The organism is Mesorhizobium sp. M1409, assembly GCF_040317535.1.
Classification (GTDB): Bacteria; Pseudomonadota; Alphaproteobacteria; order Rhizobiales; family Rhizobiaceae; genus Mesorhizobium.
This window is the reverse complement of the sequence record NZ_JAMYKV010000044.1, coordinates 38,207-60,678: the sequence shown is the minus strand read 5'-3', so window position 1 is coordinate 60,678 and position 22,472 is coordinate 38,207. Positions and strand designations below refer to the sequence as shown.

General features: G+C 64.4%; 19 protein-coding genes and 2 pseudogenes. 14 read left to right on the top strand and 7 right to left on the bottom strand.

The genetic code is table 11. The annotated features are described in order from the left end of the window. Positions 1-134: 134 nt before the first annotated feature. The 5 genes from NKG99_RS27100 to NKG99_RS27080 form a co-directional block, all read right to left on the bottom strand. Complete coding sequence (locus NKG99_RS27100; protein WP_352872067.1) at positions 135-1,724, bottom strand: indolepyruvate oxidoreductase subunit beta family protein; 1,590 nt, start codon at positions 1,722-1,724, stop codon at positions 135-137. Further along, positions 1,717-3,870 (bottom strand): thiamine pyrophosphate-dependent enzyme, encoded by a 2,154-nt coding sequence (locus NKG99_RS27095; RefSeq protein ID WP_352872065.1) that lies wholly within the window; start codon positions 3,868-3,870, stop codon positions 1,717-1,719. Before NKG99_RS27095 ends, NKG99_RS27100 begins: the two co-directional genes overlap by 8 nt. Positions 3,871-3,914: 44 nt before the next feature. Further along, complete coding sequence (locus NKG99_RS27090) at positions 3,915-4,397, bottom strand: MarR family winged helix-turn-helix transcriptional regulator (RefSeq protein WP_352872063.1); 483 nt, start codon at positions 4,395-4,397, stop codon at positions 3,915-3,917. After that, entirely contained in the window at positions 4,397-5,968 is a 1,572-nt protein-coding gene (locus NKG99_RS27085; protein WP_352872062.1) for a phytoene desaturase family protein, read from the bottom strand. Before NKG99_RS27085 ends, NKG99_RS27090 begins: the two co-directional genes overlap by 1 nt. Positions 5,969-6,118: 150 nt before the next feature. Continuing rightward, on the bottom strand, positions 6,119-6,910 hold the full coding sequence (locus tag NKG99_RS27080; RefSeq protein ID WP_352872061.1) for a cyclase family protein: 792 nt from the start codon (positions 6,908-6,910) through the stop codon (positions 6,119-6,121). A 120-nt stretch (positions 6,911-7,030) separates the two neighbouring features. Between NKG99_RS27080 and NKG99_RS27075 the strand changes: the two are divergent. The 13 genes and pseudogenes from NKG99_RS27075 (at position 7,031) to NKG99_RS27015 (ending at position 20,683) form a co-directional block, all read left to right on the top strand. Beyond that, a pseudogene (locus NKG99_RS27075) lies at positions 7,031-8,609 on the top strand (phytoene desaturase family protein). A gap of 108 nt (positions 8,610-8,717) precedes the next feature. Then, positions 8,718-10,247 carry an ABC transporter substrate-binding protein gene (locus tag NKG99_RS27070; protein ID WP_352872060.1) on the top strand — a complete coding sequence of 510 codons (1,530 nt, stop codon included), beginning with the start codon at positions 8,718-8,720 and terminating at the stop codon, positions 10,245-10,247. A 183-nt stretch (positions 10,248-10,430) separates the two neighbouring features. Further along, positions 10,431-11,438: an ABC transporter permease gene (locus NKG99_RS27065; protein ID WP_352872059.1), complete on the top strand. Its 1,008-nt coding sequence runs from the start codon at positions 10,431-10,433 to the stop codon at positions 11,436-11,438. Beyond that, complete coding sequence (locus NKG99_RS27060) at positions 11,431-12,279, top strand: ABC transporter permease (protein WP_352872058.1); 849 nt, start codon at positions 11,431-11,433, stop codon at positions 12,277-12,279. Before NKG99_RS27065 ends, NKG99_RS27060 begins: the two co-directional genes overlap by 8 nt. Next, positions 12,276-13,154, top strand: a complete 879-nt coding sequence (locus NKG99_RS27055) for an ABC transporter ATP-binding protein (RefSeq protein WP_352872056.1) — start codon at positions 12,276-12,278, stop codon at positions 13,152-13,154. The genes NKG99_RS27060 and NKG99_RS27055 overlap by 4 nt, the downstream gene beginning before the upstream one ends. Beyond that, the gene (locus NKG99_RS27050) at positions 13,147-13,983 is read left to right on the top strand and encodes an ATP-binding cassette domain-containing protein (protein ID WP_352872055.1); all 837 of its coding nucleotides are present in this window, start codon (positions 13,147-13,149) and stop codon (positions 13,981-13,983) included. Before NKG99_RS27055 ends, NKG99_RS27050 begins: the two co-directional genes overlap by 8 nt. Before the next feature lie 43 nt (positions 13,984-14,026). Then, positions 14,027-14,258 (top strand): annotated as a pseudogene (locus NKG99_RS27045) (VOC family protein); the annotation flags it as partial. A 96-nt stretch (positions 14,259-14,354) separates the two neighbouring features. After that, entirely contained in the window at positions 14,355-16,643 is a 2,289-nt protein-coding gene (locus tag NKG99_RS27040) for a bifunctional salicylyl-CoA 5-hydroxylase/oxidoreductase (RefSeq protein WP_352872054.1), read from the top strand. Between the two features lie 193 nt (positions 16,644-16,836). After that, complete coding sequence (locus NKG99_RS27035; RefSeq protein ID WP_352872052.1) at positions 16,837-17,595, top strand: SDR family NAD(P)-dependent oxidoreductase; 759 nt, start codon at positions 16,837-16,839, stop codon at positions 17,593-17,595. Further along, the gene (locus tag NKG99_RS27030) at positions 17,589-18,059 is read left to right on the top strand and encodes a MarR family winged helix-turn-helix transcriptional regulator (protein ID WP_352661046.1); all 471 of its coding nucleotides are present in this window, start codon (positions 17,589-17,591) and stop codon (positions 18,057-18,059) included. The genes NKG99_RS27035 and NKG99_RS27030 overlap by 7 nt, the downstream gene beginning before the upstream one ends. Beyond that, positions 18,056-18,868, top strand: coding sequence for an enoyl-CoA hydratase family protein (locus tag NKG99_RS27025; protein ID WP_352872051.1), 813 nt, complete (start codon positions 18,056-18,058; stop codon positions 18,866-18,868). The genes NKG99_RS27030 and NKG99_RS27025 overlap by 4 nt, the downstream gene beginning before the upstream one ends. A 212-nt stretch (positions 18,869-19,080) precedes the next feature. Continuing rightward, positions 19,081-20,229, top strand: coding sequence for an acyl-CoA dehydrogenase family protein (locus NKG99_RS27020; protein WP_352872050.1), 1,149 nt, complete (start codon positions 19,081-19,083; stop codon positions 20,227-20,229). Positions 20,230-20,287: 58 nt separating this feature from the next. Next, the gene (locus tag NKG99_RS27015) at positions 20,288-20,683 is read left to right on the top strand and encodes a RidA family protein (protein WP_352872049.1); all 396 of its coding nucleotides are present in this window, start codon (positions 20,288-20,290) and stop codon (positions 20,681-20,683) included. 163 nt (positions 20,684-20,846) lie between these two features. On the opposite strand, the gene NKG99_RS27010 is transcribed toward NKG99_RS27015, so the two are convergent. Continuing rightward, positions 20,847-21,938, bottom strand: coding sequence for an LLM class flavin-dependent oxidoreductase (locus NKG99_RS27010; protein ID WP_352872048.1), 1,092 nt, complete (start codon positions 21,936-21,938; stop codon positions 20,847-20,849). 49 nt (positions 21,939-21,987) lie between these two features. Beyond that, complete coding sequence (locus NKG99_RS27005; RefSeq protein ID WP_352872047.1) at positions 21,988-22,269, bottom strand: hypothetical protein; 282 nt, start codon at positions 22,267-22,269, stop codon at positions 21,988-21,990. 23 nt (positions 22,270-22,292) lie between these two features. On the opposite strand from NKG99_RS27005, the gene NKG99_RS27000 reads away from it, so the two are divergent. Then, complete coding sequence (locus NKG99_RS27000) at positions 22,293-22,472, top strand: hypothetical protein (RefSeq protein ID WP_352872046.1); 180 nt, start codon at positions 22,293-22,295, stop codon at positions 22,470-22,472.

The following is a 22,472-nucleotide window of genomic DNA, read 5'->3' as shown; positions in this document are numbered from 1 at the left end:
CAGCATCGAACTGCTCGTCAAACCCGATAGCCTGCCCCGGCTACAACCCATCCAACCCGTCGAATCCTCTGTGCACAGGTACTAGCGGCGCCGCTGCATGGGCTCGCGCCCTCGCTGCAATCAGCGGACGCCCGCTAGATATTTCGGCTGATTGGATCCGGCCCCAGCGTCGCCACCGTCTTCAGCGCGCCGTCGAGCATATCGCCCTTCTCGTCCTTCAGCGCCATCTCGCGCAGGCGGCGGATCCAGTCGGCGGCATCCGCGCGACCCTTGAGCAGATCGAGCGCAGACAGCACGCGGTCGAATTTCGACTGGGCGCGGACGTGGGTGTCGCTGTAGCCCTTGATCAGCCGGCGGCAATTGAGTATCTCGACGGCCAGCGCATAGTCCTGAGGAACATGGTCGAGGGCCAGCGCGTACCACCGATCGAGATGCGCGACCTCGATCTTGTGACGCAGCAGGCTGCGGCGCCAGCGGCGCAGGCCGCCGATGAACCAGAGTGCCGCAAAGCCAGCAAAACTGTCGGTGCGGATGCGGCGGCCATGATTGATGCGACGGTCGAGAAAGGCGGCGAGCTTCGGCCGGCTTTCGATGTAGCTACCCAGACCCGCCGGCAGCGTGCCGCAGAACTCCTCGATGCGTGGATGGAAATATTCGGTTACCTGCAGGATCGAGCCGTCCTTGACGCCGACCTCGCGGCGCACGCGCCTGTCGCGCGTCGAGCGTGTCTTCAGGTCGGCGACGCGGATCATGTCGTCATAGCACAGGGCGTTGGCCAGATGCTTTGCCGCGGCGATGGACAAGCCATATCCGCGATCCGGCCCATCCAGCGCGACCGCCTTGTCCAGCCGGTCGAGATACTCACGCCCGTAGGCGATGTCCTGATAGTCGACGACCTTTCGCAAGCCCCGGAGCGCCAGGTCCCGTACTGCCACCGGCAACAGATCGATGCGGGCGGCCAAGGCCTGCCAGCCTTGCAGCAGGTTTTGCGGGCCAGTCACCTGTCCTGTACCCAGCGCGGATTCGACGATCACTGGCTCCGCCGGCTTAGGCGCTGGTGCCGCCGTGCCATGCGCGCGATCAAACGCGGCACCGAAGGCGGCGAGGCTGGCCTTGACGCCGCGGCCGCCGGCACCGATCGCCTGTTCGTAGCTCTCGCGAGAGAATGGCAGCGCGTCGGACCCCGCCAGCGCGCCAAGCAGGCTGGCCGAGATCATCGAGCCATTGTCGGCGGCGATCTTTTCCATGTCGAAAGCGATGAAGCGCTTCGATGCGGCTTCCGCCGTCGCATGCACCTTGGAAGACGAGGCGCGGCCGTCGCCCGGCTCGATCTTTTCCGACACCGCGGCGATGCGGTGCGACGAGGCGATCAGCGTGGTTCGCTCGGGCGTGACGAAGCCGCGGATGATGGCGCGGCCGGCTTCCATCAGTTCCGCCGCGATCAGGATGTCGACGTCGCCTTGCGAGGGCGACAGCGCGAAGACCGGCAGCCGGCCGGTGTCGCGGGCCATCTCGACATAGTAGATGGTGGCGCCGGTGCGTTGGGCGACGCCGGCGACCGAGGTCGATTGCGCGACGTAGCCGTTGCGCTCCGCGACATCGGTGATCCAGTCGGCCAGCACGCCGCCGCCCTGGCCGCCGACCGCCAGCACGGCAAGCTTGATGACGTGCTCGTCATCCTGGGCGCCGGGCCGGGCGCGAAATGGCGGGACAGCGTCAAGCATCGGCGAAGGTCAGGCGCCGGCTTTCGCGGCGGCGCTGCAACAGGCCGATGGTGGCGCGGCGCACAGCTTCGAGGACGCGGTCCCAGCGGCTCGGATTGTGCACGACGTCGGCGCGATAGAAGGACGGGCACAGCACCGCCGCGTCGGCAACCTCGCCGCAATTGCCGCAGCCGACGCAGCTCTGGTCGATATGCGCCACCGGATCGTCGCGCAGCGGATCGTCGAGCGACTTGACCGACAGCGACGGACAACCCGACAGCCGCATGCAGGCATGATCGCCGGTGCAGATATCCTCGTCGACGCCGAACTTCGGTTTTATCACGCGTACGCCGCCCTTGATTGCCTTGTCGACCAGCGGCTTTTCGCGGCGCTGGCGGTTGAGCATGCATTCGGACGAGGCGACGATGACCTTCGGCCCCTTCTCCTCCGTCGTCAGCGCCTCACGCAGCGTTTCCTGCATCTTGGTCACGTCATAGGTGCGGTCGACATGGCGCAGCCATTTGACGCCCATGCCTTTCACCGCCTCGGTGATCGGATGCTTCGTCGACTTGGTCTTGTTGCCGGCGCGGGATGAGAGGATGTCCTGCCCGCCGGTGGCGGCCGAATAGAAATTGTCGACGATGACGATGACGCCGTCATTCTTGTTGAACACCGCATTGCCGATCGAGGAGGTCAGGCCGTTGTGCCAGAAGCCGCCATCGCCGATGAAGGAAATCGAACGGCGCTTGGCGTCGGGCGAATTGAACGCCGAGGCGGAAGCTGGCCCCAGTCCGTAGCCCATGGTGGTGGCGCCGAGCTCGAAAGGCGGCATGATCGAGAACAGATGGCAGCCGATGTCGGAGGCGATGTGGTGCTTGCCGAGCTCCTGCTCGACCAGTTTTGTCGCGGCAAAGATCGGCCGCTCCGGGCAGCCGATGCAGAAACCGGGCGGTCGTCCTGGAACGACATTGATCAGGTCAGCTGTATCGACGCCGTCGCCGACCTTGTTGGGGGCGCGCACTTCGCCCGGCAAAAGATGCGGCGCCTCCGCGCGCAGGAAGGCGCCGATACCGTCGAGCATGACCTGGCCGGTGTATTCGCCCGCCATCGGCAGATGCTCCTTGCCGACCAGTCTGGTGCCGCGCCCGGCCTTGTGCAGCATCGAAGCGAAGGCCTGTTCGATGTAATTGGGCTGGCCTTCCTCGACGACGAGCACCGACTGCTTGCCCTCGCAGAACGACAGGAACTCGTCATCGATCAGCGGATAGACGGCGTTGAGCACGTAAAGCGGCACGTCGGTGTCGCCATAAGTGTCGGCAAGGCCGAGCCGCTGCAACGCGCGGATGACCGAATTGTACATGCCGCCCTGCATGACGATGCCGACCGAGCCGTGATCGGACCCGAAGAATTCGTTGATCCTGTTCTTGGCGATGAAATCCACCGCCGCCGGCCAGCGTTTCTGCACCTTCTCCTTCTCATGCAGGAAGGAAGCGGGTGGCAGCACGATGCGGCCGGTGTCGCGGCGTGGGGCGTCGAGTGCCTCGGCGACTGTCATTGGCGGCCGCTTGTTGTCCTTGGCGATGAAATGGCCATGGACGTGGCAGCAGCGGATGCGCACCTGCAGCATGACCGGCGTGTTGGAAATCTCGGACAGCTCGAAGCCGTCCTCCACCGCCTTTACGATCGACGGCAGGTTCGGGCGCGGGTCGAGCAGCCAGACCTGGCTTTTCATGGCGAAGGCATGGCTGCGCTCCTGCATGATCGAGGAGCCTTCGCCATAATCCTCGCCGACGATGATCAGCGCGCCGCCGGTGACGCCGCCGGAGGCGAGATTGGCGAGCGCGTCGGAGGCGACATTGGTGCCGACCGTCGACTTAAAAGTCGCCGCACCACGGATCGGGTAATGCACCGAGGCGGCCAGCATGGCGGTGGCGGTGGCTTCCGAGGCACTCGCCTCGAAATGCACGCCGAGCTCGCCCAGAATGTCCTGCGCGTCGGCCAGCACATCCATCAGATGGCTGATCGGCGCGCCCTGGTAGCCGCCGACATAGCCGACGCCGCATTGCAGCAGCGCCTTGGTGATGGCGAGGATGCCTTCGCCGGCAAATTCCTCGCCGGCACCGAGCCGAAGCTTCTCGACTTCCTTGGCAAAAGACCGTTCGGCCATTTTCTCTTCCTTCCGTTACCGCCCAGGGCTGGCGGCGCGTAGGTCTAGATGTCGTGCTTGCGAATGTTCTTCAGCATCTTCTGCAGCGTCGCGATCAGCGCCGCGTATTCGGCATCGTCGACGTCGTCGAACATTGCCTCGAACGCGTCATGCATGGCCGGCCAGGCGCGCGTGAACTCAGCGCGGCCCTCATCGGTCAGGAACACATGGCGGATGCGGCTGTCGGTGACGCCCTGCTCACGCCGCACAAGACCCTGGCCCTCAAGCGAGTCGAGCGTCCGGCTCAAGGTCGACTGCTCGATGACGGTGTAGACCGAGAGGTCGTTGACGGTGATGCCGTCGGTCACCGACAGCACGGCGAGCGTGCGCACCTGCGGGATGGTCAGCCCCTGCTTGCGGAAATCGTCGCGCAAGGTGGCGTTGTAGCGGCCCATGATGCGGTTCATCAGATAGGGGGCGAATTGCTGCAGGCCGATCTGCCCCAAGGTTGAAATGCGCTGGCGCTTTTCGGCAACCTTCTCTTCCATCACAGCCTCCCCGCCAGGAGAAAGCCGGAGCCGCCGCCAAGGCCGGCGCCCGGATGGGTCGAGGCGCCGATATGGTAGAGACCCTTGATGCCGGTCTGATGATTGCGGCTGGTCTTGAACGGCCGCCACAGGAATGACTGGTCGATGATCGAGGAGCCGCCATAGGGATCGCCGCCGACCAGATTTATGTTCATCGCTTCGAGGTCGGACGGCGAATAGGCCCGGCGGGCGATGACGCTGTCCTTGAAACCTTCGATATGACTGGCGAGGATGGCTTCCGCGCGATCGGCATAGGCCTCGCGCAGCGCGTCGGTCCACTGCCCATCGGCGGGTGCCGGCAGCTTGCCGGCGGCGTCGCCCTTGATGTGGCGAGGGGCCTCGGGCAGTTGCAGCCACAGGATAGCCTTGCCCGGCGGACAGCGCGACGGATCGAGCGCATGCGGCTGGCCGACACAGATGGTCGGCTTTTCCGGCAGCATGCCGCGCGCCGCCTCGTTGCAGGCCTTCGACACGCCATCCAGTCCCGGCGTCAGGTGCAGCAACGCCACCTTGTCGAGGCCTTCGCCGCGCCATGCGGGCGGTTTGTCCAGGGCGTAGTGGATCTGGAAATTGCCTTTGCCGTAGCGATATTTCTGCGTCGCCTCGACATCGGCCTGGGGAGCATCCGCGCCGAGCAGCCGGCCATAGAGCTGCGTCGGCGTGACCGAGCATATGACGCTCTTCTTCGCATGGACCATTTCGCCCGAGGCCAGCCGCACGCCGGTGGCGCGGCCCCCGGTCAGGATGATGGAAGCAACGTCCGCTTCGGTGGAGATGACGCCGCCGCGCTCGGTGATGAATGCCTCGAAGGCTAAAAGCAGGTTCCGCGCTCCGCCCTTGACGATTGGCGCGCCCGCCGCCTCCAACGCGAAGGCGATCACCCTGGCGATCTGGCCAGAGAACGCATCTTCGGGACCAAGCCCGGCATGCAGCACCCAAGGTGCCCACAGAGCCCGGATGGTCTCGGACCGATAGGTGCTTTCCAGCCAGTTCCGCGCCGGCACAAGTGCCTCGCCGAGAAAGGCGGCAAGGCCGCGAGGGCCACGCCGCCAGGCATCACCGGCCAACAGCTTCGCCATGGGATAAGACCACAGGCTGCCGCCGAGCAGGCCGAACAACAGGCCGGCATTGCGCTCGATGCCGCCGACATCCTCCGCGTGCCGGTCGCCATCGCCCGCCGCGATCGCGTTGAACGCGGCGACATTGGCGGCACGGTCGGTGGTGAGCACCGCATGGCTGCCGTCCGGCCGCAGCACGCCGGTCGGCGTGCCGGTATGGCAGAATTCCAGCCCGTGCCGGGCAAGGTCGGCGCCGAGCGCCGCAAAGGCCGGCGAGGTGATGAACAGGACGAAGGTCGTCGCCATCACGTCATGGATGAAGCCGGGCGCGGTGATCTCCTCGCTACGCATGCAACCGCCAATGCGGTCATTGCGCTCCAGCACGAGCACCTTGGCACCCTTGCCGCCAAGCATCGCCGCGCAGACCAGCGCGTTGATGCCGCTGCCGACGATGATGTGATCGGGGGCCTTCATTAACGATTGCTCCCCGTGGGCGGGAAGCGAGGTTTAAACGCGCAGCGTTGCATTCCTTCGCGCCGTGGAGCGCCACCACTGCACGGTTGCCACATCATCAACCCGGTTTCGCCTTTGCGCATGATCTTCTCCCGAAGACCCCACCTCGCCCTATTGCTTCGACACCAGCGCCAGCGCGCGGATCGGGCTGCCGGTGCCGTGTTCGATCCTGAGCGGCGCGGCGATCAGGATGGCGCCCTTCGGCGGCAGCTGGTCGAGATTGCAGAGGCTGGCGAGGCCGTAGCGGTTGGCCTTGTGCATCAGCGTGTGCGCCGGGAATGGCGGCTCCATGCCGCCGGCCTTGCCGGCATCCGTGCCGATCGTCTCGCTGCCCCAGCCCTTGATGTCCTTGCTGATCAGGAACTGGATGGCTTCGGCTGTCGGGCCGGGCGTATGCGGGCCGGTCTCGTCGGCGTTGAGGAACTCGGCTTCGGAACCGTTGCGCTTGTACCAATCGGTGCGCATCACCACCCATTCGCCGGCATTGATGGCGCCATGCCTGGCTTCCCACGCCTTGATGTGGTCGACGGTGAGCAGGAAATCAGGGTCGGCGGCGGCTTCCTTCGAACAGTCGATGACATTGACCGGGCCGACGAAATTCTGGGCCGGAATGGTGTCAGTGGCGCCGTCGGCATAATCCTTGCCACTGATCCAATGCTGCGGCGCATCGAAATGCGTGCCCGAATGCTCGCCAAGCTTCAGCCAGTTCCATGCCCACCACGGGCCGTTCTTGTCATAGCGGGAGATCGAGTGGATCTCGACCTTGGGCGTGTCGACGGCGAGTTCCGGCGGCAGTTTGATCAATGGCGTATCCGGTCCGAGCGGCGCCGTCAGGTCGACCACCTTGATGGCGCCTGAAAGAAGCTGGCCGGCGACTTCGCCGAGGAGTTTTTGGGTGTCCATCGTTCTCTGTTCCCTCTTTCATCTGATGATCAAGGCTCGTCTCGGCCCTTAATATCCTACTAGACGAAAACATATGCATCTGCAATTATCTTTAAGCATAAAGGAAAATGGGACCGGGGCGTGAGCGAATTCGACGCCATCTTTGTCGGGGCGGGCCACAACAGTCTGGCATGCGCCGCGCATCTGGCGCTCAAAGGCTGGAAAACCGGGATTTTCGAACGCAGTGCAACAATCGGCGGCGCCGTCCAGACGCGCGAATTCACCCTTCCCGGCTTCCGCCACGATTTCGGCGCGATGAATCTAAGCCTGTTCGCCGGCTCGGCCTTCCACCGGAAATATGCAAATGAATTGAAAGCGCAGGGGCTGGAGTTCGCGCCGGTCGCCGATTGTTTCGCCAGCGCCTTTCCGGACGGACGCTGGTTCGGCGTCAGCAACGATCTGGAAAAGACCACGGCGCGCATGGCCGCCTTCTCCGCTGCCGATGCCGCGACATGGCGCGGACTGGTTGCCGCCTTTCCGGCGGAAGCCGAGCATCTGTTCAGGTTGCTCGGTTCGCCGATGAGCGCCCGCGCGCTGGCCGGCACGGCATGGAACCTGTGGCGCAAGAAGGGCATGTCGGGGGCGCTCGATACGGGACGGCTGCTGTTGTCTTCGCCACGCGCGTGGCTGGAGGAGACTTTCGAGTCGCCCCATATCAGGGCGACGCTCGCCACCTGGGGCATGCATCTCGACTTCGCCCCCGACATCGCCGGGGGTGCCGTCTTCCCCTATCTGGAATCGATGGCCAACCAGAGCTTTGGCATGGTGCTGGGCAAGGGCGGCGCCGACACCATCATCCGCGCATTGTCGGGCATGGTGACGTCCGCCGGCGGCAAGATCGTCACTGGCGCCGAGGTGGCCGAGATCACTATTTCCGCCCGCAAGGCAACCGGTGTGAGGCTTGCTTCCGGTGAGACGCATACCGCCACCAGGGCGGTCATCGCCGGCGTCGCGCCCAAGGCACTGACCGGCAAGCTGCTGCCCGACGGTTCGGGTGACGCCGGCTTCGACACGGCGATGCGGAAATTCCGCCATGCGCCGGGCACGATGATGATCCACCTGGCGCTCGACGATCTGCCCGACTGGCGCGCCGGAGCCGAGTTGCGGCAGTTCGCCTATGTGCATCTGTCGCCGTCGCTCGACGCCATGTCGCGCACCTACCAGCAGGCGATGGCGGGGATGCTGCCGGACGAGCCGGTTCTGGTCGGTCGTCGGCCAGCCGACCGCGATCGACCCGTCGCGGGCGCCTGAAGGCAAGCATGCGCTGTGGGTGCAGGTGCGCATGCTGCCCGCCGAAATCACAGGCGATGCCGTCGGCAAGATCGCGCCCGCGCATTGGGACAAGGTCAAGGAGGTCTACGCCGACCGTGTCCTCGACATCATCGAGGCCTACGCGCCCGGCTTGCGAAACAAGATCCTCGGCCGCGCCGTCTTCTCCCCCATCGATCTCGAGCGCGAGAACCCGAACCTCGTCGGCGGCGACCAGGTCTGCGGCAGCCATCATCTGGCACAGAATTTTTTGTTTCGCCCGGCGCGCGGCTACGCCGGCTGGAACACGCCGATCGGCAATCTCCATCTCACCGGCGCCGCGACATGGCCAGGTGCCGGCACCGGCGCGGCTTCCGGATACATGCTCGCGCAACAGCTTGGCGGGAGGTAGAGCCGAAGATTCACACAGGCGAAAAAGGGCAAGGCGCTGCTGCCCAAGAGCCTGAACAATGAACTGACGATGCCGCGCAAGGACAATAAACCAACAAGGGGAACGACCATGACAATCAACAGACGTGAATTGCTGGGATACAGTGCCGCGGCACTCGGGGTAGCCGCTGTCGGTCTGCCGCGGATCGCCAAGGCGGCCGCAGGCGAACTGACCATCGCCTACAACGTCAACCTGCCGTCCTGGGATCCGACCACCGGACCTTCGGCGGTCAACCCGACGATCCAGGGACTCTACCAGTCGGTGTTCGACCAGTTCATCCCGCAAAAGCCCGACCTGTCCTTCGCGCCGGGCCTGCTCACCGAATGGGGCTGGAACGAAGACCGCACAAAGATCATGATGACGGTGCGCGAAGGCGTGACATGGCACGACGGCTCGCCTTTCACGGCGGAAGACGTGGTCTGGTCGTTGCAGCGGGCGGGTGACGAGAAGACCGGCAACCCGATCCAGTTCGTCTGGAAGAACGTCAACAACTTCAAGATCGACGGCAACAAGATCACCGGCGACGTCGTGCAGTTCGACCCGGTGTATTTCAAATGGATGTCGTTTTTGACCGGCTACATCATGCCGAAGGCCTATTACGAGAAGGTGGGCGCCGAAGGCTTCGAGAAGGCGCCGATCGGCACTGGCCCCTACATGGTCGAAAAATTCGAGCGCAACGCCTTCCTGCGGCTGAAGGCCAACCCGAACTATTGGGGCGGCAAGCCCGCCTTCGCGAACGTGACGATCAAGTTCGTCACTGACGCGGCGAGCCGCGTCGCCGAGATCGAGTCCGGCTCCTCGCAGGTGACGCTCGAAATTCCCTATGAGGAATATGACCGGCTGATCGCCAAGGACGGGCTTGCCGGCTCGTGCAAGAACGTGTCCGATATCGGCATGATCTTCTTCAACGACATCGAGGCGATGCTGGACAAGAACGTCCGCCAGGCAGCCGTCATGTCGATCGACAAGAAGCTGCTGGTCGACCGCCTGCTGCGCGGCTATGGCCAGCCGATCGACACGCTGGAGACGCCGGAATACGCGGCCTACGATGCGTCGATCAAGGTCGAGCACAATCCCGAGAAGGCCAAGGAACTGCTCGCTGCCTCCGGCTATTCGCCGGAAAAGCCGGTCAAGTTCACCATCCAGACGACCAAGGGCTTCAAGCCCAAGGACTATGAGATGATCCAGGCGATCGTCGGCATGTGGCGCAAGGTCGGCATCGAGGCGACGATCGAGGTCTACGAGATCGCCAAGCACTACGAGCTGCGCGCCGCCGACAAGCTGGCTCCGGCCGCCTTCTACAACTGGGGCAACGCCATCGGCGATCCGACCACCTCGACCGGCTTTGCCATGTACGGCCCAAGCCCGCATTCGGTGTGGGACAGCCAGGACCTGATCGACATGATCAACCCGCTGTGGGGCGAAAAGGACGAGGCCAAGCGCATCGCCGGCTGGAAGGCTGTCGACAAATACATCGCCGAGCAGGCCTATGTGCTGCCGCTTATCCAGTACGCGCAGCCGATCGTGCATGCCAAGGGCGTCAATGTTGTGCAGCATGTGTCCGGAGCGCTGCTGCCGGCCCTGATGACCCCGGCCTGAGACAGGCAAATGGCACGCTGTCACGAGACGGCGTGCCTTCGCCCAACTTGCGCAGGCCCCCTCATCCGGCCCTTCGGGCCACCTTCTCCCCGCTGGGGAGAAGAGACTTACTCAGCCGTCGACGGCCGGATGAGGGGACTGTTCGTTCCATCAGTCGCTGAAACGCATTGGGCCTATGCCAGAATGCTTTTGCAAAGATTCCTGATCCGTCTTCTGACGATGCTGATCACGCTGTTCGGCGTGGCCGTCGTCGTCTTTGTCGTGATCCGCGTCGCTCCCGGCGATCCGATCGCCATGATGCTGCCGCCCGGCGCCACGGATGCCGACATTGCCCGGCTGCGTGCGCTTTACGGGCTCGACAAGACCATCGTGCAGCAGTTCTTCATCTGGCTGTCCGGCGTCGTCAGGGGCGATTTCGGCACCTCGATCTCGCTGCGGCAAGACGTACTCGGCCTTGTCTTCAACCGGCTGCCGGCGACGCTGGAGCTCGCCATCGTCGCGCTTGTGATGGCGGTGGCACTCGGCGGCACGACGGCGATCATCGGCGCCCGCGAACGCGGCACGGCGGTCGAGGCAGGCATCGACATCGCCAGCGGCGCGGCACTCTCCATTCCCGATTTCCTGTGGGGCCTGGTGCTGATCCTGCTGTTCGGCGTGCTGGTGCCGATCTTCGACATTTCCGGCCGGGTATCGCCGCAACTCGACCTGCCGTTCGTCACCCAGTTCTATCTGTTCGAGAGCCTATTGCGCCTGCGCCTCGACCTCACCTGGGATCTCTTGAAGCACATGCTGATGCCGGCCGTGGCTTTGGCGCTACCGCTGGCGGCGATCATCTCGCAACTGCTGAAACAGTCGCTGAAGGAAGTGCTCGACCTCGATTATGTCGTGCTGGCGCGGGTGAAGGGGTTTTCGGAAACGCAGGTCATCCTGCGCGAGGCGCTGAAGAACGCCGCCTTGCCAACGCTGACGCTGGTCGGCGTGCAGTTCACTTTCCTCATCGGCGGCACGGTCATCGTCGAACGGCTGTTTTCGTATGAAGGCCTCGGCAATATGGCGATCGACGCCGTCATCAACCGCGACCTGCCGCTGATCCAGGGCATCGTGCTGGTCTTCGCGCTGCTGTTCGTGCTGATCAACCTCGCCGTCGACATGATGTATGCCCTGCTCAATCCGAGGCTGCGCCATGGATGAGGGCCGTGCTCGAAGGCGTAGCGTGTCGCCGCGCTTGTGGCTTGCCGGCGGCTGGCTGCTGCTGGCGCTGCTGGCCGCGATCTTCGCGCCGCTGGTGGCGCCGCAGGATCCGCTGGCGCAGGATCTGATGCTGGAGCGGTTGCCGCCGTTCTGGATTGATGGCGCCGAGCCCGGCTATTGGCTCGGCACCGACAGCCTCGGCCGCGACCTGTTCTCCCGCCTGATCTTCGGCGGCCGCATCGCCTTCATCGTCGCTTTTGCCGCCGCCATCGCGGCGTGCCTGGTCGGCTCGACGCTTGGGCTGATCGCGGGTTATTTCGGCGGCTGGGCAGACCGCATCATCTCGCGCATCGTCGATGTCTGGATGGCGTTTCCGCCGGTGCTGTTCGCCATCCTTCTGGTGGCCGTGCTCGGCACCGGCCTGAGCTCGGTCATCCTCGCCATCGCCATCATCGACTGGACGCGTTTCTGCCGGGTGATCCGTGCCGAAACCATGGGCCAGTCGCGCATGGACTATGTCGAGAATGCCCGCATCGCCGGCTATGGCCGCATCGGCATCATGCTGCGCGAAGTGCTGCCCAATGTGGTGCCGTCGATCGTCGCGCTGCTGTCGCTGGAAATGGGCATCGCCGTCATCGTCGAGGCGATCCTGTCCTTCGTCAATCTGTCGATCTCGACCGACGACCCGACCTGGGGCGGCATCATCGCCGAGGGCCGGCTGTCGATCCATCAGGCGTGGTGGGTGCTGGTGTTCCCGCTGGTCACGCTGATCCTGACGGTGCTGTCTTTCAGCCAGTTCGGCGAGGCGCTGAAGACGCGCTTCGACCCGGTGCTGCGATGAGCGCCTGTCTCGAGATCAGGGATCTGAGCGCCGTGCTGCCGAACGGCCAGCGCGTGCTGCGCTCGGTGTCGCTTTCCGTCCAGCCCGGCGAGGTCCGTGCGCTGGTCGGCGAGAGCGGCGCCGGCAAGACGATGATCGGCAAGGCGGTGCTCGGCGTGCTGCCGTCGAGCGTGCGCATTGTCGAAGGCGACATGCTGCTCGAGGGCGAAGATCTCGGCAAGCTCCAGCCCAAGGCGCGGCGCACGCTGATCGGTGCGCGCACGGCGCTGATCCCGCAGGACCCGCTGACCGCGCTCAATCCGTCGCGGCGTATCGGCTCGCAGATGACCGACCGGTTGGTGCGCATTCTCGGCTGGAGTGGCGAGAGGGCCGATACCCGCATTCGCCAACTGCTGGACGAGGTGCAGATCCGCGACCCCGACCGCGTGCTGAAAAGCTATCCGCACGAGCTTTCCGGCGGCATGCGCCAGCGCGTGCTGATCGCCGCCGCCTTCGCCGCCGAGCCGCGGCTCATCGTTGCCGACGAGCCGACCACGGCGCTCGACGTCACCGTGCAGAAACAGATCCTGCGCCTGATAGCGCAGTTGCAGCGCGAGCACGGCACGGCGATCCTGTTCGTCACCCATGATCTCGGCGTCGTCGCCAAGATCAGCCAGAGAGTGTCGGTGCTCTATGCCGGCAAGGTGGTCGAGGAGGCCGAAACGGCTGCCCTCTTCGCCGCCCCGCAGCACCCCTATACGCGAGCGCTGATGGCCGCCACGCCGCGCTACACCGACCCGTTCGCTTCGCTGAAGCCAGTGGACGAGGCGGTACTGGCCGGACTGGCCGCGGAGATCACGGCCGCCGACCAGGCCTGGCGGCGGCCGCATGGTTGAGCCGCTGTTTTCCGTGCGCGGGCTGAAGGTCGCCCTGCCCGACATGACGCGTAAGCCACTGATCGGCCGCGCGCCCTTGGCCGAGATCCTAAAAGGCCTCGATTTCGATCTGCCCCGGGGATCGGTGACCGGCATCGTCGGCGAATCCGGATCGGGAAAATCGACACTCGGCCGCGCGCTGGTGCGCCTGCTGGAGCCCAGCGCCGGCAGCATCAGCTTCGACGGCCGCGATATCACCCATCTGCCTGAGGCGGAGCTCAGGCCGCTGCGCCGCGATATGCAGATGATCTTCCAGGATCCGATGTCGTCGCTCAACCCGCGCCGCACCATTGCCAGCATCATCGCCGCGCCTTTGAAGCTGAATGGGCTTCGCGATAATCTGAAGAGCCGCGTTGCCGAGGCCCTGCAGCGCGTCGGCCTGCCGCAGAGCTTCGCCACCCGCTACCGCCACGAACTGTCGGGCGGACAGCGCCAGCGCGTCGGCATTGCGCGTGCGTTGGCGCTGTCACCGAAATTCGTACTGGCCGACGAGATCGTCTCCGGCCTCGACGTGTCGACGCAGGCGCAAATCCTGACCCTGCTGGAGAAGCTTGCCGCCGAGATGGGCCTGACCGTCGCCTTCATCAGCCACGATCTGTCGGTCATTCGGCGGCTGTGCCAGCAAGTGATCGTCATGCGCGAAGGCGTGATCGTCGAAGCCAGCGCCACCGACGCCTTGTTCGACGATCCACGGCAGGCCTACACGCGCGATCTCATCGCAGCCATTCCGCTGCCAGAGATCGATCCGGGTTGGCTGGACATCCCTGCCGTCGCAAAGGTCTCGACATGAATGCAACCGCACGCCGAAAGCGGGCTTTGGACGTGCGACCGCAATGACTTGGTCCCGCCAATGGAGAGGACTGAGATGAAGACGATACTTCGAAACACAACACTCGCGGCCTTTGTCCTCGGCAGCGCCGGCATGGCCGCCGCCAGCTCGATCCCGGCATGCGCGGGCATGATCACACCGGCATCACGGTTCCTGACATGAAGCAGGCGGTCGACTTCTTCACCGGGGTGGTCGGCTGCAAGAAGGCGATGTCGTTCGGCCCGTTCGCCGACGACTGCAACGTTGAATCATTTCGATATGAAACTTTAAGCTTGAAATAATTTGCCGCCAGCGCGATACTGAAGCCAGGAAGCGAAGAGGAGATCGCAGACATGAAGGTTGCGGTTCTCGGCGGTGGACCAGCCGGCCTCTACTTTGCCATTTCGATGAAACTCAGGGACGCCGCGCACGAGGTGACGGTGTTCGAGCGCAACCGCGCCGACGACACGTTCGGCTGGGGCGTCGTGCTGTCGGCCGAGACGCTCGACAATTTGTCGAAGAACGATCCGGTCAGCGCCGTCTGGATCAAGAAGCATTTCGCCTATTGGGATGACATCGCCGTCATCCATGACGGCGTGCGTACGGTTTCGACCGGGCACGGTTTCTGCGGCATCGGCCGCAAGCGGCTGCTCATCCTGTTGCAGCGCCGAGCGCGAGAACTCGGCGTCAAGCTCATGTTCGAGACCGACATTGCCGATCCCCGACCTTACATGGAAACGCATGATCTGGTGGTCGCCGCCGACGGGTTGAATTCCAGGGCGCGCAACAGCTTCGTCGACATCTTCAAGCCCGACATCGACACCCGCAAATGCAAGTTCGTCTGGCTGGGCACGCAACAGAAATTCGACGACGCCTTCACCTTCATCTTCGAAAAGACCGAGCATGGCTGGGTGTGGGCGCACGCCTACCAATTCGACAGCGACACCGCGACGTTCATCGTCGAGTGCAGCGAACAGACCTGGGCTGCCTTCGGCTTCGGTGCGATGTCGCAGCAGGAATCGATCGGCACCTGCGAGCGTATCTTTGCGAAGCATCTCGGCGGCCACGCGCTGATGACCAACGCCAACCATATCAGGGGCTCGGCCTGGATCAATTTCCCACGCGTGCTGTGCGAGCGCTGGTCCTACAAGAATCTCGCACTGATGGGCGATGCGGCGGCGTCAGCGCACTTCTCGATCGGCTCCGGCACCAAGCTGGCGCTGGAGAGCGCCGTGGCGCTGGCCGAATATGTCGAAACCGAACCCGACCTCGACGCCGCCTTCCGCAAATACGAGGATGCCCGCCGCACCGAGGTGCTGAAGCTGCAATCGGCGGCGCGCAATTCGCTGGAATGGTTCGAGGAGGTTGAACGTTATCTCGGCCTCGATCCGGTGCAGTTCAACTATTCGCTTTTGACCCGCTCGCAGCGCATCAGCCACGAGAATTTGCGGCTGCGCGATGCCGAATGGCTGGGCGGCGCGGAAGAATGGTTCCAGCGCCAGGCGGGGGCCGGCGGCATGCGCCGCGCGCCGATGTTCGCGCCTTTCAAGCTACGCGATCTGAAGCTGCAAAACCGCGTCGTCGTCTCGCCAATGGCGCAGTACAAGGCCGTCGACGGCTGCCCGACCGACTGGCATTTCGCCCACTACGCCGAGCGGGCCAAGGGCGGTGCTGGCCTCATCTATATCGAGATGACCTGCGTCAGCCCGGAAGGGCGCATCACGCCCGGCTGTCCCGGCTTCTATGCGCCCGAACATGAGGTGGCGTGGAAGCGGCTGGTCGATTTCGTCCACATCGAGACCGAAGCCAAGATCTGCGCCCAGATCGGCCATTCCGGCGCCAAGGGTTCGACTCGGCTCGGCTGGGAGGGCACCGACGTGCCGTTGACCTCCGGAAACTGGCCGGTGATCGCGGCATCGGCCGTGGCGTGGTCGCCGCAGAATCAGGTGCCGAAGGCGATGGACCGCGCCGACATGGACCGCGTGCGCGACGAATTCGTGGCTTCGGCCGAGATGGCCAATCGCTGCGGCTTCGATATGCTCGAAATCCACGCCGCGCACGGCTATCTCCTGTCGTCCTTCATCACGCCGGTCACCAATCGGCGCGCGGATAAATACGGTGGTTCGCTGGAAAACCGCATGCGCTATCCCCTGGAAATCTTCCGTGCGGTACGCGCCGCCTGGCCGGCGGAAAAACCGATCTCGATGCGCATCTCCGCCAATGACTGGCTTGGCATCGAAGGCGTGACGCCCGCCGACGCGGTCGAGATCGCGCGGCTGCTGCATGAGGCCGGCGTCGACATCTGCGACGTCTCGGCCGGCCAGACTTCGGCACTGGCGAAGCCGGTCTATGGCCGCATGTTCCAGACGCCGTTTTCCGACCGTATCCGCAACGAGGTCGGCATGGCGACGATGGCGGTCGGCAACATCTACGAGCCGGACCACGTCAACTCGATCCTGATGGCCGGCCGCGCCGATCTGGTGGCGCTGGCACGGCCGCATCTCGCCGACCCCTACTGGACGCTGCATGCCGCGGTCACGCTCGGCGACCGTGGCGTCAAATGGCCGGATCCCTATCTGCCCGGACGCGACCAGCTCTACCGGCTGGCCGAGCGTGATGCTGCCGCGGGGCTAAAAGTATGAGTGCTTTTCGCTTGCTACGTCGACGCTGTACCCCCACCCCTGGCCCCTCCCCACAAGGGGAAGGGGGACTATGTTGCGTTCGACCCAGCGGAAACCGCATAAGTTTGCGATCGATAGGTGCTGCCTTCTCCCTCCCCCTTGTGGGGAGGGTTAGGGGTGGGGGTACTTGGCGCCAAGTTTCGAGGATTGGCACATGATCGCGGGCAAGCATGCGCTGGTCACTGGCGGCGGCTCCGGTGTCGGCCGGGCCATCGCGCTAGCGCTGGCGAGTGCCGGCATCGACGTGACCATCTGTGGCCGGCGCGAGGCGGAACTCGCCAAGGTGGCCGGCGAAAGCGACCGCATTTTCGGCACTGCCGCCGATGTCACCGATGAGGCGGCAATGGCGTCGCTTTACGAGACAGCGCAAGCCGCACGAGGGCCCTTCGACATCGTCGTCGCCAATGCCGGCATGGCCGGCAGCACGCCGGCGCACAAGACAACGCTTGCCGACTGGCAGCGGACGCTCGACGTCAATCTGACCGGCGCCTTCCTGACGGTGAAGCCGGCGCTGGCCGGGATGGCCGCGCGCAAGGCGGGCCGCATCGTTTTCATCGCCTCGACGGCCGGACTCAAGGGCTATCCGTATGTCGCGGCTTACGTCGCGGCCAAGCATGGCGTCGTCGGCCTGATGCGGGCGCTGGCGGCGGAGACTGCGAAATCCGGCGTCACCGTCAATGCCGTGTGCCCGGGTTTTGTGGAAACCGAGATGCTGGAGGAGTCCATCCAACGCATCATCGAAAAGACCGGCCGCTCGGCCGAGCAGGCGCGGTCGAGCCTCGCCTCGACCAACCCCCAGGGCCGCTTCATCCAGCCGCGAGAGGTCGCCGCCGCCGTGCTGTGGCTGTGTGGCGACGCCGCCCAATCGATCACCGGACAGGCAATTTCCATCTCAGGAGGCGAAACATGGTAGCCGGCCCCCTGCCCGCGCCGTCGGGACCCGGCAAGGACCGCTTGCGTCTGTGGATCAGGCTGCTGCGTGCCTCGCGCACGATCGAGGCCGAGCTGCGCGAGCGCCTGAAGAAGGAATTCAACACGACGCTGCCGCGCTTCGATGTGATGGCGGCCCTTTATCGGGTGCCGGAAGGCATGCTGATGAGCGACCTGTCGCGCTTCCTGCTGGTCTCCAACGGCAACGTCACGGGCATTGTCGACCGGCTGGTTTCGGAAGGGCTGGTGGCACGCGCGAGGCGCAATGGCGACCGCCGCACGTCGATGGTGCGGCTGACCGAGGAAGGCACGCAGGCCTTTGCCACCATCGCCGCGGCGCATGAAGGCTGGATCGGCGAATTGCTGGGCAAGGTCAGCGAGGACGACGCGCGCCGGCTGACCGGTATGCTGACCTCGTTCCGCAGCAATTGGGAGGGACGCGAATGACCGAAATGGCCGGGCGCAAGCCGAAGCATTTCATCTGGGAGGTCGAGGGCAGGATCGCAAAGGTCCGGCTCGACCGGCCTGAACGCAAGAACCCGCTGACCTTCGACAGCTATGCGGAGTTGCGCGACACGTTCCGCGACCTCGTCTATGCCGACGACGTCGACGCAGTGGTGTTCCTCTCCAATGGCGGCAATTTCTGCTCCGGCGGCGATGTCCATGACATCATCGGCCCGCTGGTCAAGATGGACATGAAGCAGCTTCTTGCCTTCACCCGCATGACCGGCGATTTCGTCAAGGCGATGCTGAATTGCGGCAAGCCGATCATTGCGGCGGTCGATGGCGTCGCGGTTGGCGCCGGCGCCATCATTGCAATGAGTTCCGATATCCGCATCGCCACGCCGGAAGCCAAGACCGCGTTCCTGTTCACCCGCGTCGGCCTTGCCGGCTGCGACATGGGCGCCTGCGCGATCCTGCCGCGCATCATCGGCCAGGGCCGCGCCGCCGAACTGCTCTACACCGGCCGCACCATGACGGCGGCGGAAGGCGAACGTTGGGGCTTCTACAACAGGCTGGTCGATGCCGCGGCGCTCGAGGCCGACGCGCTCGACATGGCGGCGCGCATCGTCTCCGGCCCGACCTTCGCCCATGGCATCACCAAGACGCAGCTCAACCAGGAATGGTCGATGGGCCTCGACCAGGCGATCGAGGCGGAAGCACAGGCGCAAGCGATCTGCATGCAGACCCGCGATTTCGAGCGCGCCTACAAGGCGTTCGTGGCCAAGGAAAAGCCGGTGTTCGAGGGGGATTGATGACGGTAGGTTTGCGCCCAGGCACCCCCCTCTGTCCTGCCGGACATCTCCCCCACAAGGGGGGAGATCGGTTGCACGTTTTGTTTTCGCCAATCTCCAACATTGTTAGGTCGAAGCCGTCGACGAGGCTGCCAATCTCCCCCTTGCGGGGGAGATGCCCGGCAGGGCAGAGGGGGGTGCGACGGAGCGCGACGAAAACCGAGGGCGCGCCAATGCCTGACCGTTCCTTCCTCTCCTGGCCATTCTTCGAGGACCGCCATCGCGAACTGGCCGAACGTCTCGAGACATGGTGCTCAAAAAACCTGCCGGTCGATCACCATGATGTAGATGCCGCCTGCCGCGAGCTGGTCACTAAGCTTGGCCAGGACGGCTGGCTGAGGCCTACGGCTCTCGACACCGACAATCCGGGACCACTCGACGTCCGCACTTTGTGCGTCACCCGCGAGACGCTCGCCCGCCATGACGGGCTGGCCGATTTCGCCTTTGCCATGCAAGGGCTCGGCACCGGCGCGCTCAGCCTGTTCGGCACGCCGCAGCAGCAGCAGTGGCTGGCAAAGACGCGCGCCGGCAAGGCGATCTCAGCCTTTGCCCTGTCGGAGCCGCGCTCTGGGTCGGACGTCGCCAATACGGAAATGACGGCGACCCGTGACGGCGAAAGCTATGTTCTCTCCGGCGAAAAGACCTGGATCTCCAATGGCGGCATCGCCGATCTCTATGTCGTCTTTGCCCGCACCGGCGAGGCGCCGGGCGCCAAGGGGCTCTCCGCCTTCCTCGTGCCGGGCGACGTCAAGGGTCTTGGCATTGCCGAGCGGCTGGAAGTGATCGCGCCGCATCCGCTGGCGCGGCTGTCTTTCGACCAGGTTCGCCTGCCCGCCTCGGCGCTGATCGGCAGACCAGGCGACGGCTTCCGCATCGCCATGTCGGTGCTCGACGTGTTCCGCTCGACCGTCGGTGCGGCGGCACTCGGCTTTGCCCGACGTGCGCTGGATGAAAGCATCAAGCGCGTGGGCGAACGCAAACTGTTCGGCGCCCCGATGGCCGAACTGCAGATGGTGCAGGGCCATATCGCCGACATGGCGCTCGACGTCGATGCGGCAGCCCTTTTGGTCTATCGCGCCGCCTGGACCAAGGACATGGGGGCCGCGCGGGTGACGCGCGAGGCGGCCATGGCGAAACTATACGCGACGGACCACGCCCAAAGCGTCATCGACAGGGCAGTGCAGCTGCATGGCGGCGACGGTGTCCGCAAAGGCCATATCGTCGAAAGCCTGTATCGCGAGATCCGCGCGCTGCGCATCTATGAGGGTGCCTCCGACGTGCAGAAAGTGGTGATTGCGCGGCAGGTGATGGGCGCGGCCTGACGGTAGGAAATTGACGAGCGATTTCGAGACTTGGTTTTTGGGTACCGGGAGGTTTTGAATGCACACGATTCTGCAGCCGGAAGGCTGGGCAAAACCCGTCGGCTACGCCAATGGCGTCGCGGCGCGCGGGCGGCTCGTCTTCGTTGGCGGACAGGTCGGCTGGAACGGCCAATGCCAGTTCGAGACCGACGACTTTGTCGGCCAGGTGAAGCAGACGCTTCAGAACATCGTGGCGGTGCTGGCGGAAGCCGGCGCGGTGCCGCGGCACATCACCTCAATGACCTGGTATTTCACCGACAAGGCCGAATACCTCGCCAATCTCAGGGGGATCGGCGAGGCCTATCGCGAGGTGATCGGCCGGCACTTTCCGGCGATGGCCGCCATGCAGGTAATGGCACTGGTCGAGGACCGCGCCAAGGTGGAGATTCAGGCGACCGCCGTTATCCCGGAGTAAACGCTCATCACTTCGTCATCCACGGGCGGCGCAGGAGCGAAGCTCCGTCCCTGGGATGACGACGTTGGGAAGGCTTCGGCTAAATCCGAATGTTCGCGATAATCATCGAAGCTGACGATGAAATCCTGGCTGCCACAGGGTAGCTGATCCCTGAGCACCACCACTATTCGCGCAGGCCCGCCTGTCTCAATATCGGCAGCACGTTATCGCACAAATAGGGCAGCTCCTGCGTGTAATTGACGAAGGACAGCGCGATGCCTTGATAGCCGTGCCCGGCAATGGCGGCCATGTCGGCGGCGATCGTCTCGGGGGTTCCAATCAGCGGGTAGGTGCCGGCGCCGCCGGCGAAACGCTGCCGGTAACGGTCATAGGCATGCGGGTCGTGCGATTGCGAGAATTCCTTCTTGCTCGCCATATGGGCATCGACCGCAGCATGGTCGGCCATCTCAACCGCGTAGCGCGTATAGTAGGCCTGCGCCTCTTCCATCGTCGGGCGGCAGACGACATGCGCCACGGTGTAGACGCCGACATCCCGGCCCGCCTTGTCGGCCCGCTCGCTGATATCGGCGACATGCTTGCCGGCATCGCTCATCTCGGAAAAGGTCGTGAAGAGATAGTCGCATCGGGCGGCGGCGAAATCCCGGCCCGGTCCGCCGAAAGCGGCGTTCATCGTCACCGGGCGCGGAACCTGCAGACTGGCCGGCCGGCTGACGGCTTCCTTGAGGCGATAATAGGTGCCTTCATAGTCGAGCGGCTCGGCCGAGGCATAAAGCTTTTCGAGGATCTCGATCCATTCGGCCGCTTGGTCGTAGCCCTTCTCGACCAGGGGCGTACCGAACATGCCGAATTCCTTCGGGTTCCAGCCGCAGACGATGTTCAAGCCGGCGCGGCCCTGGCTGATATGGTCGACCGTCGCCAGCGCCTTGGCGGCATAGAGCGGATGCACCAGCGGCACGTGCACGGTCATAAACAGGCCGATCCGATCGGTGGCCATGGCAAGGGCCGCCGCCCAGGTGAAGGTCTCGAACGACCATTCGCGCACCTTGTTGCGGCCGCCGAAGCCGCGCCAGCGCGCGATCGGCAGCATGAACTCCAGCCCGGCACGGTCGGCAATCCGCGCCGCCGCCAGATTGTCCTGCCAACTCGCCGTCCAGCGTTCCGGCACATCGGTGATGGCAAGGCCGCCGTCGGCATTGGTCGAAAAAACGCCGAGCTTCAGTCTGTTCGGGCCGTGCAAGGGATGTGGTTTGTTCATGTCGCGACCTCCCGGCGAAGATCGCACGCTACGGCCCCGCAAAAATATTTCAAGCATGAAATAGCTTCGCCTTGCGATGGTTTGCGGATATGGATTTGGGCAGGACGAAAAAGGGAGATGGGTTCTCGAGGCTGGTGCGGCCGAAGGTTCTTTCTACGACGCGTAGCCGAACTTGCGCGACACAAGCACGGCCAAGGGCGTATCGGCCGGGCAACAATCCGGTCAAACTTTTTAAGCTTAAAACTTTCGCCTTGAAAACCGCGGCACTTTGGATAAGCATTCCAAAATCGATGGCGATTGCCGTGCCGGAGGGGCTTGCTTGCCAGTCCATCGTGGTGGGAGGGGTTTCAGTCCTTGTCGTTCATAGTGCCCCAGTCATCGTCTAGCGCGCGCTATGCCTTCGATGGTGCGCGCGCCCAGATCCGCGACCTGCACACCGAGAACATCGCCACGGCCTTCCTCCGGATGTGCGTCTGCCGTGAACGTGACCAGATAGCGACCGCGCTCGACCGCATGGTCGCTGCCATGAATTGA